Genomic DNA, 15548 nt, shown 5'->3' with positions numbered 1-15548 from the left:
GGCGGTGTTTCAGGCAACGATGATATCGACTGACATACCGTCTTCGCGGGCAAGCCTCGCTCCTACAGGGGGTTGCGCCAACCGAATGCCCCGGGCTTGCAATCCACTCTTAAGTCAGGCCGCGTTGGCCCGACGACTGAAACCTGTTGGGAGTTTCACATGGCAAACGCCTCCAGCATTTACAGGAAGGCTCTTGAAGGTCACCAGGCACCGAAAAAGGTGTTGGTGAAAGTCGACCGCGTCACCAAGAAATTCGACGAAACCACCGCAGTGGACGATGTTTCGCTTGAGATTCATCAAGGGGAAATCTTCGCCTTGCTCGGCGGTTCCGGTTCCGGCAAATCGACGCTGCTACGCATGCTCGCCGGCTTCGAACGCCCGACCGAAGGGCGGATCCTGCTCGATGGCGTGGACATCACCGACATGCCGCCGTACGAACGGCCGATCAACATGATGTTCCAGTCGTACGCCCTGTTCCCACACATGACCGTCGCACAGAACATTGCCTTCGGCCTCAAGCAGGACCGTTTGCCCGCCAGTGAAATCGACGCCCGCGTGGAAGAGATGCTGCGCCTGGTGCACATGACCCAATACGCCAAACGCAAACCCCATCAACTGTCCGGCGGTCAGCGTCAGCGTGTCGCCCTCGCCCGCTCCCTGGCGAAACGTCCGAAGCTGTTGTTGCTCGACGAACCGATGGGCGCGCTGGATAAAAAACTGCGTTCGCAGATGCAGCTTGAGCTGGTGGAAATCATCGAACGCGTTGGCGTGACCTGCGTAATGGTGACCCACGACCAGGAAGAGGCCATGACCATGGCCCAGCGCATCGCGATCATGCACCTGGGCTGGATCGCCCAGATTGGCAGCCCGGTGGACATTTACGAAGCCCCGGTCAGCCGCATGGTCTGCGAATTCATCGGCAACGTGAACGCCTTCGAAGGCACCGTTGTCGAGGACCTTGAAGGTCACGCGATCATTCACAGCAAGGATCTGGAACAGAAGATCTACGTCGGTCACGGCGTCAGCACTTCGGTGGAGGACAAGTCCATCACCTACGCGATCCGTCCGGAAAAACTGCTGGTCAGCACCACCCAACCCGAGTCCCGCTACAACTGGTCCCAGGGCAAGGTGCATGACATCGCCTACCTCGGCGGCCACTCGGTGTTCTACGTCGAACTGCCTGGCGGCAAAGTCGTGCAGTCGTTCATGGCCAACGCCGAACGCCGTGGCGCGCGTCCGACCTGGGACGACAAGGTCTACGTGTGGTGGGAAGACGACAGCGGCGTGGTACTGCGCTCATGAAAACACTCAATCAGCGGTTCATGCGGCTGATGCCGAGTGGTCGAAAGCTCGTCATCGGGATTCCATTCCTGTGGCTGTGCCTGTTTTTCCTGTTGCCGTTCTTCCTGGTGATGAAGATCAGCTTCTCGGAAGCGGCGCTGGCCATTCCTCCTTACTCCGAGATCTACACCTTCGCCGAACAGAAACTCCAGCTGTTCCTCAACGTCGGCAACTACCTGCTGCTGACCGAGGATGAGTTGTACATCTCGGCTTACTTCGGTTCGTTGAAGGTCGCGTTTTTCAGCACGCTGATGTGCCTGGTGATCGGCTTCCCGATGGCCTACGCGATCACCAAGGCAAGCAAGGAAGCGCAAAACGTCTTGCTGCTGTTGATCATGATGCCGACCTGGACTGCGATCCTGATCCGCGTGTACGCGTGGATGGGCATCCTCAGCAACAACGGTTTGCTCAACGCGTTCTTGATGTGGACCGGGCTGACCGATCACCCGATCGAGATCCTCAACACCAACACGGCCGTGTACATCGGTGTGGTCTACGCCTACCTGCCGTTCATGGTCTTGCCGCTGTACGCCAACCTGGTCAAGCACGATCAAAGCTTGCTGGAAGCGGGTTCGGACCTGGGGTCGAGCAACTTCAACAACTTCTGGAAAATCACCGTGCCGCTGGCCAAGAACGGGATCATCGCCGGCTGCATGCTGGTGTTCATTCCGGTGGTCGGTGAGTTCGTGATTCCGGAACTGCTGGGCGGCCCGGAAACCCTGATGATCGGCCGTGTGCTGTGGCAAGAGTTCTTCAACAACCGCGACTGGCCGGTGGCGTCTGCCCTGGCGGTGGTGATGCTGTTGATCCTGATTGTGCCGATCCTGTTGTTCAACCGTAGCCAGGCCAAAGAGATGGAGGGTCGGGGATGAAACGCTTCGGATTTTCAAAGTTCATGTTGATTTTCGGCCTGTCGTTTATCTACCTGCCGATGCTGATTCTGGTGATCTACTCGTTCAACGCCTCGAAACTGGTGACGGTGTGGGGCGGCTGGTCGGTGAAGTGGTACGTCGGCTTGCTCGACAACTCGCAACTGATGGGCTCGGTGGTGCGCTCGCTGGAGATTGCCTGCTACACCGCGATTGCAGCGGTGGCGCTGGGGACTTTGGCGGCGTTCGTGCTGACTCGTGTCACGCGCTTCAAGGGCCGTACGCTGTTTGGTGGCCTGGTCACCGCGCCGCTGGTGATGCCTGAAGTGATCACCGGCCTGTCGCTGTTGCTGCTGTTCGTGGCCATGGCGCAGCTGATCGGCTGGCCGATGGAGCGCGGCATCGTCACCATCTGGATCGCCCACACCACGTTTTGTGCGGCCTATGTGGCGGTGGTCGTCTCCGCCCGCCTTCGTGAGCTGGACCTGTCCATCGAAGAAGCGGCCATGGACCTCGGGGCGAAACCGTTCAAGGTGTTTTTCCTGATCACCATCCCGATGATCGCGCCGTCACTGGCGGCCGGCGGCATGATGTCGTTTGCCCTGTCGCTGGATGACCTGGTGTTGGCGAGCTTCGTGTCCGGCCCAGGCTCGACGACCCTGCCGATGGAAGTGTTCTCGGCGGTGCGTCTGGGCGTGAAGCCTGAGATCAACGCCGTGGCCAGCCTGATACTGCTCGCCGTTTCGATTGTGACCTTCATGGTCTGGTACTTCAGCCGCCGCGCCGAAGCCAGCCGCAAACGGGCGATCCAGGAAGCGATGGACCAGACCGCCAGCGAATCCTGGCAGCAACCGAAAAAGCAAATGGTAGAAGCGACGGCCTAGTGCCGTCGCGTTTCACAGCTTTGCGTACTGAATAAAAAAAATGGAGTTGTACCGATGAAAATGTTTGGCAGGACTCTGCTGACACTGTCCTTATTGGGCGCGATGGCTACCGGCGCCCAGGCCAATGACAAGGTACTGCGCGTCTACAACTGGTCGGATTACATCGCCCCGGACACCGTCAAGAAGTTCGAAGACGAGACCGGTATCCGCGTGACCTACGATGTGTTCGACAGCAACGAAACCCTTGAGGCACGCCTGCTCGCAGGCAAATCCGGCTACGACATTGTCGTGCCGTCCAACAGCTTCCTGGCCAAGCAGATCAAGGCTGGCGTCTACCAGGAACTGGACAAGTCGAAGCTGCCGAACTGGAAAAACCTCAACCCGGTGTTGCTGAAAAACGCTTCGGCCAGCGACCCGGAAAACGGTCACGCCTTCCCGTACATGTGGGGCTCGATCGGCATCGGGTTCAACCCGGCCAAGGTCAAGGAAGTGCTTGGTGCCAATGCGCCGACCAACTCGTGGGACTTGCTGTTCAAACCGGAAAACGCCGAGAAGCTGAAAGCCTGCGGCATCAGCTTCCTCGACTCACCGACCGAAATGCTGCCCGCCGCCCTGCACTACCTGGGCTACCCGGTGAACTCGCAGGACAAGGCGCAGATCGCCGAAGCTGAAGCGCTGTTCATGAAGATCCGGCCGTCGGTGGCGTACTTCCATTCGTCGAAGTACATCTCCGACCTGGCCAACGGCAACATCTGCGTCGCTGTCGGTTATTCCGGCGACGTGCTGCAAGCCAAGGCCCGCGCACAGGAAGCGGGCGACAAGGTGAAAATCGAATACAGCATTCCGAAGGAAGGCGCCGGCAGTTTCTACGACATGGTCGCAATCCCACGGGATGCGGCGAACGTCGACAACGCCTATCTGTTCATGAACTTCCTGATGCGCCCGGACATCATCGCCGAGATCACCAACAACATCGGCTACAGCAACGCCAACGCGGCGGCGACGCCCTTGGTGGATGAAGCGATTCGCGATGATCCGGGCTCGTATCCGCCCTTGGCCGTGATGGCGACGTTGTATGCGATTCCGGACATGCCGATCGGCGTTCAGCGGGTGATGACGCGCGGCTGGACGCGGGTGAAGCTCGGGAAATAGTCGCTGAACCCAAGATTGCTATCGCTGGCAAGCCAGCTCCTACAGGGTACGCGTCGCACCGCAGATCATTGTAGGAGCCGGCTTGCCGGCGATGAGGCCATCACTGGCAACACAAAATCCAACTGTTTCCGTTCACGCAGCGCCTTACCACCGCTGCACTCCTCTCTGACGAACGGCCTCACCTGGCTTCCTCGGTTAAGGTGAATTTGGCGCCCTCCTCGGGCGCCTTTTTTTATGCCGGCACCAGCGGCCATTCGGCCAGCGCCCGGTAACGGCCCTTGTGGGATTCAAACAACACAAATCGATCCGCCCACAGAAAAAACTCCGGCGGCGTCGTCGACTCAGGCACCGGCGCCCGATAGTCGCGCATCAACGTCAGATGCGGTCTGAATTCCTTGTGTACCTCTTCAAACCCGAACGGCAACATCGCCTGCTCCAGCGCATACACCAGCCGCAGCAACTCCGGCGGCGCCTGTTCCGGCGCGAGCACCAACACCCCGGCCCTGCGCCACACATCCAGGAGATCCAGCGCCAACCGCAACGTCGCACCCGGCACGCGCACCTTTGCTGCCGCCGCGCAGATCTCGGCAATCTGCGCCACCTCCACAGCGCCCAAAAACAGCAACGTCAGATGGAAGTTTTCCACCGGCACCGGACGCCCGATGCGCAATTGCAGCGCGCTGCGCCATTGGGCAATCGCCTTGCGCTGTTCGGGTGGGCAATCCAATGCAAAAAACAGCCGTTTGACCGGCTCCGGGGTTTCGTCGCTCACGCCTGGCACCTCCTGACATGCACGTTATAGTTGAACCAACCGAATAAACGGGACGGGGCCATGCGAGAGATCATCAGCAAAGAGCCATGGTGGGCCGTGCCACCGCAACCGGGTCAGGATGAGTCAGAGCTGGAATGGGGCTGGCTGGTTCACTATAGCGAAGGTGAACCGCGTTTCGAGTTTGTCAAAGAACGACCGACGGACAGCGAGATCCGCAATCGCAAGAGTTGCAGGATCACCCCGACGCCGGAGTGATCCTGCCACACGCTCAGACCTGCAAGAGGATGTCGAAGCCACCGAAGATCATCCGCTGGCCATCGAACGGCATCGGGTTGACGTCCTGCTGCATACGCGGGTCGGCCATCAATTTCTGCATGCCGGCATCGCGGGTGGGCTTGTCCGGCCAGACGATCCAGGAAAACACCACGGTTTCGTCGTCCTTGAGTTTCACGGCCAGCGGAAACGAAGTCACTTTGCCATCGGGCACGTCATCGCCCCAGCATTCGACAACACTCAGGGCGCCGTTTTCCTTGAAAATCACAGCGGCGGATTCCGCGTGTTTCTTGAATTTTTCGCGGTTGGCACTGGGCACCGCAAAGACACAGCCATCGACGTAAGACATGGTCATTCTCCTGCCGGGGGTTAAGGGTCGATCTGCGGTTTAGTCGGTTCGGACGGGCTCCAATCGACAGCGCCGCTGCCCGAACTGACCGACGGTACGTCGGCACTCCCCGCCAGGTTGCCCTCGATCTGCCCTGCCATGTACAACGTCCCCGCCATCACACCGAAGGTCGGGTTCTGCACCATTTTTATCCAGGCCTTATCGAACGTGTTGCCCAGGCTGCTACGAATCAGCGCCTCGCTGTCCGGTCGGTCGTTGGCCTGAATCAGTGCGCGAATCCCCGCCACGCCCAAGGTAATCAAGCCTCCGGCGATTTTTCCCGCCGCTGCGGACACCGCGCTGGCGGCACCGCGCGGGGCCATTTCGGCTTCCATCCGCTGGCTGGCGCGCTTGGCCACCGGCGCCATGGCTTGGTCGGTGGAATCAACGCCCTTGCTACCGCCGGCCTTGTGGATTTTGTCGATCAGCGCCGCGTACGCCGGCAGGGTGTTGAGCGGCTGGGTGTGCACGACCTGGTACAGCGAAGCGTCTCGCGCGGGCGGCGGTCCGAGGGCGATGGCCGGGATTTTCTGGATACGGCCATTGAGCTGGGCCATGGGCACGCCGTGGCGCTGGGAGATTTTTTGCAGTTCTTCCTGAAGAATATCCACGTAGAACGCCGTGGCCAGACCGAGGATCTGGTCGGGATCAATCTCGACCGCGACCGGGGCCAGCACGCGTTTCTGGTATTGCTCCAGCAGATAGGCCGCCAGGCGTTTCGACGAGGCATCCTGCTCACCCTGGGCGCTGAGGCTGTACCAGCTGACTTTCATCGACAGCCATTCCTGGGTCCAGTAACTGCTGAACCAGGGAATGAATTTTTCTTCGGTCAGTTGATAGACCCGGGTTCGCCAGTAATCCATGGCGCCGCGCGAATAGATTTTTGCCTGCTCGGTGGCGGACTGGGATGCCGCGACGATGTCCCTATCCACCTGCTGCCAGGTGCTCTGGGAAATGACCACGGGCGGCGCAGGCGCCGGGGCACGCGCAGGCGTGACGCATCCCGCCAACACCAGCAGCACGGCGACGATCAGCGAACGCAGGTTCAAGATCGCGGTTCTCTAGGGTTGAAATCAGATTAAGGGTTTCTACCTGAGTATAGGTGTTTGCCCGCAAGAGCATCGCGAGCAGGCTCGCTCCCACAAGGGATCAGCGTCGTTCACAAAATAACATCTCAATACCGGCCCCTGTAGGAGCGAGGCTTGCCCGCGAAGGGTCCCTCAAGAACACCACAAAAACCCGACCATCACTGACATCGATATTCACCATCGCCGCGAATGCCTTCCGCTCATGAACCGTCAGCGTAGGATCAACTTCAACCCGACACACAACCCCGAACCGGAGGGGCAAATCATGTTGATCCATCTGCTGACCTGCCTGGCCCTGACAGCCTTCACGCTGACCGTTTTTTCGTGGTACGTCCTGACCGAGGAGCGCACATCATGATCCACACCGTCACCCTCGCCGTGAGCTTTCCGGTGTTCGGCAACAACTACTACTCGCAGCAGGCCGTCTCGCGCAAAGTGCTGTCGCTGGTGTTCGACAAGAACTTCGAAGCGCTGCTGATGCCCGCCGCCGGCAACCACTTCAGCAACGAAGTGGTCGGCCTCAACGATCAATTCCGCTTTTTGAATGATGTGCTGGCCGAACATCTGCTGGATGCCGAGCTGGCCCAACACACCTCGCGGTCGTTCAGTTTTTGAGACTGACCGTCACTGGCTATTGCGCACAAACCTCACGAACACACCCGCGTAACCAGCGATGCACCGGATCGGCGTCCAGGCGCGGATGCCAGAGCATCGCGACGGTGAATTCCGGCAAGGCAACCGGCAGCGAAAAACTGTGCATGCCCGCCCGCAGGTTTTCGGTGTGGCGTTCAGGAACGGCAGCGATCAAATCGGTGGCTCGGGCAAGCGCCAACGCGGTCGAGAAACCGGCAACGATGGTCACGACCTGCCGTTCCAGTTGCAGCGCCGCCAGCGCTTCATCGACAGGCCCCTTGTCGAGCCCGCGCCTTGAGACGCTGATGTGACCGCCCGCCGCATAACGTTCCGGAGTGATCTCGCCCTGGCTCAACGGGTGCCCCGTGCGCACTACGCCGATGAATCGGTCACGAAACAAACCCTGGGTCCTTAACTCAGGCCCGGCAGCCTTCCCCACCACACCGGTTTCCAGATCAACGGTCCCGTCCCGCAGCGACGTACTGTCCTTGTCAGGTTTGTGCATGAAGCGCAGCAGCACGCCCGGCGCTTGCTCGGCGACGCGGGCGATGAGCGGCGCGCCAAAGGTCTCCACAAAGCCCTCGCTGGTACGCAACGTGAACGTGCGGGCCAATTGTTTCAGGTCCGGCTGTTGCGCCGGGCGCAGCACCGCTTCGGCGTCCTGCACCAACTGGCTGACCCGCTCGCGCAATTCCAGCGCCCGAGGCGTGGCGACCAGTCCGCGCCCGGCCCGGACCAGCAACGGGTCACCGGTGGTTTCGCGCAACCGCGCCAACGCCCGGCTCATCGCCGATGGGCTCAGGCGCAAGCGTTTGGCGGCACGCGCCACGCTGCCTTCTGCGAGCAGTACATCAAGGGTGATCAGCAAATTGAAATCGGGAGTCGACATGCGTTGCCCCATGGCCGGGTGAGATGGCGTTTTACGCACGAGTAGAGTGCAACCCGTGCGCCTTCCGCCATGTTAGGCGCCAGCGTAGATTTCTGATAGCTCCACTTCGGGAGTGGCCAGATCCAGAGGGACAGCATGAAGCCGACTATCGCCATCGTGAACAACGCAACACAGACACCCGCCGTGCGCTGGGCGCTGGTCAGCCTTTCGCTGTCGATGCTGCTGTCGTCACTCGGCACCAGCGTCGCCAACGTCGGTTTGCCGACGCTGGCCCAGGTGTTCGGTGCAACCTTTCAGGACGTGCAATGGGTCGTCATCGCGTATCTGCTGGCGATCACCACGCTGATCGTCAGCGTCGGAAGGCTCGGTGACCTGATTGGCCGCCGCCGGTTGCTGTTGGGCGGCATTGGCGTGTTCACCCTCGCCTCGACGCTGTGCGCGTGGGCACCGACATTGGGCATGTTGATTGGCGCCCGAGCCCTGCAAGGGCTCGGCGCGGCGATCATGATGGCGCTGACCATGGCCTTCGTCGGTGAGACCGTGGCGAAAGCCAAAACCGGCAGCGCCATGGGGTTGCTCGGGACGATGTCGGCGATTGGCACCGCGCTGGGGCCATCGCTGGGCGGCCTGTTGATCAGTGGGTTCGGTTGGCAGGCGATGTTCCTGGTCACCGTGCCATTGGGCCTGATGACGCTGCTGCTTGCGCATCGCTATCTGCCGGCGGATCGGCAGCAGGCAACCACCGGGAGCGTCCGTTTCGACGCGTGGGGCACGCTGGTATTGGCGCTGACGCTGGCGGCGTATGCGCTGGCCATGACGCTGGGCCGTGGCCATTTCGGGCTGCTTAATATCGGTTTGCTGTTGGCGGCGGGGTTCGGCGTGGGGCTCTTCGTTTTGGTTGAAATGAAAGTCGCCTCGCCGCTGATACGGCTGGTGATGTTTCGCAACCCGGTGCTGAGCGCGAGCCTGGCCATGAGCACGCTGGTCGCGACGGTGATGATGGCAACGCTGGTGGTCGGGCCGTTTTATCTGGCCCACGGCCTGGGGCTGAAGGCGGTTGTGGTGGGCATAGTGCTCGCGGTCGGGCCCTGTGTCGCGGCCCTGACAGGTGTGCCCGCCGGCCGGATCGCCGACCGATTCGGCGCCCAACGGATGACTGTCGCCGGGCTGCTCGCCATGGCCGTCGGGTGCCTGGTGTTATCGGTGTTGCCGCTGACAGTTGGCATTGGCGGGTACGTTGCGCCGATGGTGGTGATCACGCTCGGCTATGCCGTGTTCCAGACGGCCAACAACACCACGGTTATGAGCGATGTGCAGCCCGATCAGCGCGGCGTTGTCTCGGGCATGCTCAATCTGTCGCGAAATCTGGGATTGATCACTGGCGCCTCGGTATTGGGCGCTGTATTCGCCCTCGCCTCGCAGGCGGCCGACATCACCCTGACGCCACCCGAAGCCGTGGCCCACGGCATGCGGGTCACCTTCGCGGTAGCGTTGGGGCTGATCGTTGTTGCGCTCGGCGTCGTGCTAGCCCGCCGAACACTGAAACCTTTGTAGGAGCCGGCTTGCTGGCGATGGCGGCGTATCAATCGCCATTGATGTTGGCTGACACACCGCTATCGCCGGCAAGCCGACTCCTACAAGTGCGTGAGTGTTCCGGGAATGTTCGGTTGACATAAATCCTGTAGGAGCCGGCTTGCCGGCGATGGCGGCGTATCAATCGCCATTGATGTTGGCTGACACACCGCTATCGCCGGCAAGCCGACTCCTACAAGTGCGCGTATGGACGGGGAATGTTCGGTTGACGTAAATCCTGTAGGAGCCGGCTTGCTGGCGATGGCGGCTTATCAATCACTATTGATGTTGGCTGACACACCGCTATCGCCGGCAAGCCGGCTCCTACAGAGGATTTGCGTGCCTTTGGCTTACTGTTTGATCACAACCAGCGGTTCGCCTTTCTTGACGATGTACGTCGCCAGTTCGGAGCCGGTTTGGGTTCCGATGTTCTTCGCAACGTGCGCAACGCCGGCCGGGATGTACAGCGAATCACCGGCTTTCAACGTCACCGGTGGCTGCCCTTCCAGTTGATACTCGAACGTGCCGTCGATGACATAAGCCACCTCCACGCCTGGATGGGAGTGGTTGGGCGACGAGATGCCCGGATCGATATCAACCCGTACCTGGATCACTTCACGACCGTCGACATCGAGGTCTTTTTTCAGGAGATCGGTGCGATGAATCCCTGCCTGCCAGCTTTTTGCAGGGGCCTTCACTTCCTCGGCCTGAGACATCCCGGAGAACGCCGCGAGTGCGGCAGTGGTGACAACAGCGACGCCAAGCATTCTGGCGGTGTGACGAGCGTTGATACGGAACATGGCATTTCTCCGGGTGATACCGTTGTGGTGCCCCATTAAGCGGCCGTCGTGTATCGGGGACGTGTCGCGGATGCCATGGTTTTGTAAGCCAAGATAGCTGCGGCCCCGAGGGATACACGGGGATACAAACCGGCCGACTCATTTGGAGGTGTTGAGCACCACCGCCGCCCGGATCAGCGCCTTCAATGCTTTTTCATCAAGCGTCTCGCCTTCATGAACATCAATCGCCCGGCGGGTATTGCCTTCCAGGCTGGCGTTGAAGAGATGGGCAGGATCGTCCAGCGCGGCGCCTTTGGCGAAGGTCATTTTCACCGCCGTTTTATACGTCTCGCCCGTGCAGATGATCCCGGCATGCGACCACACCGGCACGCCCCTCCACTTCCACTCCTCGACCACGTCGGGGTCTGCCTGTTGGATGATCGCCCTGACGCGCGCGAGCGTCTCGCCCCGCCAGTCATTCAATTCCCTGATTCGTGCGTCGATCAGCGCAGAGGCCGATTCGCCCCCGCTGCTTTCCTTCGTCATGGTGCTCGCCCTCGACTGATGGTGGTCGCTTGAGTATTGCCGACTCGGGGATTCTCTCCAGCAATCAGGTGACCGGCTGGTCGCACAAAGTTGCGAGAGGCGCATTCGCGGCCTATGGTCCAAACGATGCATTGCTGGCGACTGGCGTGCGATGGCTCGCCGCCGGTTGCTGTCCTTCCCGTGCGAATTTTCGCAAAGAGGTGACAACATGCCGAACGACTCCCGCCCTGCCGTGCTTGAACTGATCGGCAATACGCCGCTGGTGCGCGTCAGCCGCTTTGACACGGGCCCGTGCACCCTGTTTCTGAAGCTCGAATCACAGAACCCCGGCGGCTCGATCAAGGACCGCATCGGCCTGGCGATGATCGACGAAGCCGAGCGCGACGGCCGGCTGAAATCTGGCGGCACCATCGTCGAGGCCACCGCCGGCAACACCGGCCTCGGCTTGGCCCTGGTCGGCCGCGCCAAGGGCTATCGGGTGGTGCTGGTGGTGCCGGACAAGATGTCCACCGAGAAAGTCTTGCACCTCAAGGCCATGGGCGCCGAGGTGCACATCACCCGCTCCGACGTCGGCAAGGGCCATCCCGATTATTACCAGGACGTCGCGGCACGGCTGGCGCTGGAAATTCCCGACGCATTCTTCGCCGATCAGTTCAACAACCCGGCCAACCCGCTCGCCCATGAGTGCAGCACCGCACCGGAGATCTGGGCGCAAACCCAGCATGACGTGGATGCGATTGTCGTCGGCGTCGGCTCGGCCGGCACGCTGACCGGGCTGACCCGTTTCTTCAAGCGCGTACAGCCCAATCTGGAAATGGTGCTGGCCGACCCCATCGGTTCGGTGATGGCCGAATACAGCCGCAGCGGCACCATGCAGACGCCCGGCTCGTGGGCGGTGGAAGGCATCGGCGAAGACTTCATCCCCTCGATTGCCGACCTGTCCAGCGTGCGCCACGCCTATTCGATCAGCGACGAGGAAAGCTTCGATCACGCCCGCCAACTGCTGCGCGCCGAAGGCATCCTTGGCGGTTCTTCGACCGGCACCCTGCTGGCGGCGGCGCTGCGTTACTGCCGCGAGCAAACCACGCCCAAACGCGTGGTCAGCTTCGTCTGCGACACCGGCACCCGCTACCTGTCGAAGGTCTACAACGACCAGTGGATGAATGATCAGGGCTTGCTCAAGCGCAAACCTTATGGCGACCTGCGCGATGTGATCGCACGGCGTTTCGAGGATGGCCGGGTGATCAGCGTCGGCCCGGACGACACACTGCTGACGGCGTTCCAGCGCATGCGCCTGGCGGATGTGTCGCAACTGCCGGTGCTGGCGGACGGTAAGCAACTGGTCGGCGTGATTGACGAATCCGACATTCTGCTGGGCATGCAGGAAGATCCTTCACACTTCCGCTTGACCGTGGCCAGCGCAATGACCGACAAAGTAGAAACCCTGCCGCCCAGCGCCAGCCTGGAAAAGCTGCAGGCAGAACTCGATCGCGGGCTGGTCGCGATCATCGCCGACGCCTCGGGCTTCCATGGCCTGATTACTCGCGTCGACCTGCTCAATCATTTGCGGAGATCCCTTGCATGAGTCAACACGATGAAAACGCCGCGGCACGCGCCTTTGCCACTCGGGTGATCCACGCCGGGCAAACGCCGGACCCGACCACCGGCGCATTGATGCCACCGATTTATGCCAACTCCACCTATTTGCAACAAAGCCCCGGCGTGCACAAAGGTTTCGATTACGGGCGCTCGCACAACCCGACGCGCTTCGCCCTGGAACGCTGCGTCGCCGATCTGGAAAGCGGCACCCAGGCCTTCGCGTTCGCCTCCGGGCTGGCGGCGATTTCCACGGTGCTGGAACTGCTCGACGCCGGTTCGCACATCGTGTCCGGCAATGACCTGTACGGCGGGACGTTCCGACTGTTCGACAAAGTGCGTAAACGCAGCGCCGGGCATCGTTTCAGCTTCGTCGACCTGACGGACCTCGGGGCGTTCGAAGCGTCGTTGCAGGACGACACCAAAATGGTCTGGGTCGAGACGCCGAGCAATCCGTTGCTGAGCCTGACCGACCTCGCCGCCGTCGCACGTATCTGCCGCGACCGCGACATCATCTGCGTCGCCGACAACACCTTTGCCAGCCCATGGATCCAGCGCCCGCTGGAGCTGGGTTTCGACATCGTGCTGCACTCGACCACCAAATACCTGAACGGCCACTCCGACGTGATCGGCGGCATCGCCGTGGTCGGGCAGAACCCGGAACTGGCGCAACGCCTGGGTTTCCTGCAGAACTCGGTGGGCGCAATCGCCGGCCCGTTCGACGCGTTTCTGACCCTGCGCGGCGTGAAAACCCTGGCGCTGCGCATGGAGCGTCACTGCAGCAACGCGCTTGAGTTGGCGCAATGGCTGGAGCTTCAGCCGCAAGTGGCGCGCGTCTACTACCCGGGCCTGCCGTCGCACCCGCAGCATGAATTGGCGAAGCGGCAGATGCGCGGTTTCGGCGGGATGATTTCTGTCGATCTGAAGAGTGATCTGGCGGGTGCCACGCGTTTCCTTGAGAGCGTACGGATATTCGCCCTGGCCGAGAGTCTGGGCGGCGTGGAAAGCCTGATCGAGCACCCGGCGATCATGACCCACGCCACCATCCCCGCAGAAACCCGCGCACAGCTGGGCATCGGCGACGGGCTGGTGCGGTTGTCCGTGGGGGTTGAGGATGTCGAGGATCTGCGTGCCGACCTGGCGCAGGCGCTGACGCGGATCTGAACAAAACGGGGGTTCGATGGCATGACACCGAACCTGTAGGAGCCGGCTTGCTGGCGATTGCGGTGTATCAATCACCATTGATGTTGGCTGACACGCCGCTATCGCCAGCAAGCCGGCTCCTACAGGGAAATGCGTAAGGCCGGCCGATTGCGCTCCGCCTTGGGTGTTATTCGCCGGACTTGATGCTCGTCCAGACCCGCGTGCGCACCCGCTCAAGCTTTTGCGGCAGCGGTTGCACCACATACAGGGTTTTCAACGCTTCGCTGGTCGGCGTCAGGTTCGGGTTGCCGGTGATCTCTTTGTTGATCAGCGCAAGCGAGTCCTTGTTGGCGTTGGGGTAGCCGAGGAAATCACTGATCGGCGCGATGACTTTCGGGTCCAGCAAGGTATTGAGAAACTCGTGGGCTTCCTCCACGTTCTTCGCGCTTTTTGGAATCGCAAAGGTATCAAACCAGATCGGCGCGCCCTCCTTCGGCAAGCGCCAATCGACCACTACTCCGTTGCCCGCTTCCTTGGCGCGATTGCCAAACTGGTAGAAGCTGCCGGAGTAGCCGATGGCAACGCAGATATCGCCATTGGCGATGTCGGTCATGTACTTGGCGGAGTTGAAGTAGGTGACGTAAGGGCGAATCTTCAGCATCAGCGCCTTGGCTTTTTCGTAGTCGTCCGGGTTCTGGCTGTTCGGGTCCAGCCCCAGATAGTGCAGCGCCAGCGGCAGGATTTCCGAAGGTGAGTCGAGCATGGCGACGCCACAGGATTTCAGCTTCTGCATGTTCTGCGGGTTGAACACCAGATCCCAACTGTCCACCGGCGCATTCTCGCCCAGCGCGGCCTTGACCTTGGCCGGGTTGAAACCGATCAGCACGGTGCCGTACATGTAGGGCACGCCGTACTGGTTGCCCGGATCGTTCTTGTCCAGCAATGCGAGCAGTGCCGGGTCCTGATGTTTCCAGTTCGGCAGCTTGGACTTGTCGAGTTTCTGGAATACACCGGCCTTGATCTGGGTTTCGATGAACTGGTTCGACGGCACCACCAGGTCGTAGCCCGAGTTACCGGTCAGCAGCTTGGCTTCCAGCGATTCGTTGGTGTCGAAGGTGTCCCAGGTCACTTTGATTCCGCTTTTCTGGGCGAAGTCCTTGGGCACGGACGGCAGGATGTAGTCCGCCCAGTTGTACACCCGCAATTCCCGCTGTTCGGCGTGCACGGCACTGGCCAACAGCGTCAGCCCACAAACAGTGGCGCCCAGTATGCGTTTCATCATGACCATGAATGAATTCCCCAAATGTGTCGCTCGTTGGTTTTTATGTTCTGTACACGGCAGGCCTTAAAAATTGCCCAGGGCAAGGAAAACAGGATTTCAGTTGTGGATTCGCAAGCGTGCTGAAACAGCAATGCTGCTTCGATTCTTGCTGACGAACGAGTGAGTTCATAGTGCGAGGTCGGCCAAAAGGAGATCGAAATGGCCAATATCGGTGTCCCGGTGGATCCGGTGGCGGAAGACGCCCTGATCACCCTGTTGTACGCAATCCCTGTAGGAGCCGGCTTGCTGGCGATAGCGGTGTGTCAGTCACCCATGATGTTGCCTGGCCACCCGCTATCGCC

The 15548-nt window shown here is 60.9% G+C and carries 17 protein-coding genes; 10 read left to right on the top strand and 7 right to left on the bottom strand.

The genetic code is table 11. From position 1 onward, the window contains the following. Positions 1–159 precede the first annotated feature (159 nt). The 4 genes from potA to KGB27_RS28035 are packed head-to-tail and all read left to right on the top strand — an operon-like array spanning position 160 to position 4246. Positions 160–1302, top strand: a complete 1143-nt coding sequence (gene potA / locus KGB27_RS28050) for a polyamine ABC transporter ATP-binding protein (protein ID WP_008027211.1) — start codon at positions 160–162, stop codon at positions 1300–1302. A 29-nt stretch (positions 1303–1331) separates the two neighbouring features. Then, positions 1332–2213, top strand: a complete 882-nt coding sequence (locus KGB27_RS28045) for an ABC transporter permease subunit (RefSeq protein WP_162130710.1) — start codon at positions 1332–1334, stop codon at positions 2211–2213. Further along, positions 2210–3094, top strand: coding sequence for an ABC transporter permease subunit (locus tag KGB27_RS28040; RefSeq protein WP_192228303.1), 885 nt, complete (start codon positions 2210–2212; stop codon positions 3092–3094). The genes KGB27_RS28045 and KGB27_RS28040 overlap by 4 nt, the downstream gene beginning before the upstream one ends. Positions 3095–3148: 54 nt before the next feature. Further along, entirely contained in the window at positions 3149–4246 is a 1098-nt protein-coding gene (locus KGB27_RS28035; RefSeq protein ID WP_008027216.1) for a polyamine ABC transporter substrate-binding protein, read from the top strand. A 232-nt stretch (positions 4247–4478) separates the two neighbouring features. On the opposite strand, the gene thpR is transcribed toward KGB27_RS28035, so the two are convergent. Further along, positions 4479–5018, bottom strand: coding sequence for an RNA 2',3'-cyclic phosphodiesterase (gene thpR, locus KGB27_RS28030; protein WP_223557147.1), 540 nt, complete (start codon positions 5016–5018; stop codon positions 4479–4481). Positions 5019–5078: 60 nt separating this feature from the next. On the opposite strand from thpR, the gene KGB27_RS28025 reads away from it, so the two are divergent. Further along, the gene (locus KGB27_RS28025; RefSeq protein ID WP_192415742.1) at positions 5079–5273 is read left to right on the top strand and encodes a hypothetical protein; all 195 of its coding nucleotides are present in this window, start codon (positions 5079–5081) and stop codon (positions 5271–5273) included. A gap of 13 nt (positions 5274–5286) precedes the next feature. On the opposite strand, the gene KGB27_RS28020 is transcribed toward KGB27_RS28025, so the two are convergent. Together KGB27_RS28020 and KGB27_RS28015 are read right to left on the bottom strand one after the other, a co-directional pair. Then, the gene (locus tag KGB27_RS28020; protein ID WP_223449474.1) at positions 5287–5640 is read right to left on the bottom strand and encodes a DUF1428 domain-containing protein; all 354 of its coding nucleotides are present in this window, start codon (positions 5638–5640) and stop codon (positions 5287–5289) included. Between the two features lie 20 nt (positions 5641–5660). Continuing rightward, positions 5661–6728 (bottom strand): hypothetical protein, encoded by a 1068-nt coding sequence (locus tag KGB27_RS28015; RefSeq protein WP_223557145.1) that lies wholly within the window; start codon positions 6726–6728, stop codon positions 5661–5663. 241 nt (positions 6729–6969) lie between these two features. Between KGB27_RS28015 and KGB27_RS28010 the strand changes: the two genes are divergently transcribed. Next, the gene (locus KGB27_RS28010; protein WP_162130728.1) at positions 6970–7125 is read left to right on the top strand and encodes a hypothetical protein; all 156 of its coding nucleotides are present in this window, start codon (positions 6970–6972) and stop codon (positions 7123–7125) included. Further along, positions 7122–7382 carry a hypothetical protein gene (locus KGB27_RS28005; protein ID WP_008027230.1) on the top strand — a complete coding sequence of 87 codons (261 nt, stop codon included), beginning with the start codon at positions 7122–7124 and terminating at the stop codon, positions 7380–7382. Before KGB27_RS28010 ends, KGB27_RS28005 begins: the two co-directional genes overlap by 4 nt. Positions 7383–7398: 16 nt before the next feature. Here KGB27_RS28005 and KGB27_RS28000 read toward each other — a convergent pair whose 3' ends face one another. After that, positions 7399–8289, bottom strand: a complete 891-nt coding sequence (locus tag KGB27_RS28000; protein WP_223557143.1) for a LysR family transcriptional regulator — start codon at positions 8287–8289, stop codon at positions 7399–7401. A 135-nt stretch (positions 8290–8424) separates the two neighbouring features. Here KGB27_RS28000 and KGB27_RS27995 point away from each other — a divergent pair, with 135 nt between their 5' ends. Beyond that, positions 8425–9843 carry an MFS transporter gene (locus tag KGB27_RS27995; RefSeq protein WP_223557141.1) on the top strand — a complete coding sequence of 473 codons (1419 nt, stop codon included), beginning with the start codon at positions 8425–8427 and terminating at the stop codon, positions 9841–9843. A gap of 368 nt (positions 9844–10211) precedes the next feature. Here KGB27_RS27995 and KGB27_RS27990 read toward each other — a convergent pair whose 3' ends face one another. Then, positions 10212–10661 (bottom strand): cupin domain-containing protein, encoded by a 450-nt coding sequence (locus tag KGB27_RS27990; RefSeq protein WP_223557138.1) that lies wholly within the window; start codon positions 10659–10661, stop codon positions 10212–10214. A 138-nt stretch (positions 10662–10799) separates the two neighbouring features. Then, positions 10800–11186, bottom strand: a complete 387-nt coding sequence (locus KGB27_RS27985; protein ID WP_223557136.1) for a DUF1801 domain-containing protein — start codon at positions 11184–11186, stop codon at positions 10800–10802. Positions 11187–11394: 208 nt separating this feature from the next. On the opposite strand from KGB27_RS27985, the gene KGB27_RS27980 reads away from it, so the two are divergent. Together KGB27_RS27980 and KGB27_RS27975 are read left to right on the top strand one after the other, a co-directional pair. Beyond that, positions 11395–12771, top strand: a complete 1377-nt coding sequence (locus KGB27_RS27980) for a pyridoxal-phosphate dependent enzyme (RefSeq protein ID WP_008039030.1) — start codon at positions 11395–11397, stop codon at positions 12769–12771. Beyond that, entirely contained in the window at positions 12768–13946 is a 1179-nt protein-coding gene (locus tag KGB27_RS27975; protein WP_223557134.1) for a cystathionine gamma-synthase, read from the top strand. The genes KGB27_RS27980 and KGB27_RS27975 overlap by 4 nt, the downstream gene beginning before the upstream one ends. A 166-nt stretch (positions 13947–14112) precedes the next feature. Here KGB27_RS27975 and KGB27_RS27970 read toward each other — a convergent pair whose 3' ends face one another. Continuing rightward, the gene (locus KGB27_RS27970; protein ID WP_008027246.1) at positions 14113–15213 is read right to left on the bottom strand and encodes a polyamine ABC transporter substrate-binding protein; all 1101 of its coding nucleotides are present in this window, start codon (positions 15211–15213) and stop codon (positions 14113–14115) included. Positions 15214–15548 lie beyond the last annotated feature (335 nt).

The sequence above is a fragment of the Pseudomonas sp. BF-R-01 genome (assembly GCF_019946615.1).
GTDB lineage: Bacteria > Pseudomonadota > Gammaproteobacteria > Pseudomonadales > Pseudomonadaceae > Aquipseudomonas > Aquipseudomonas migulae.
This window is presented reverse-complemented; position numbering and strand designations above follow the sequence as displayed.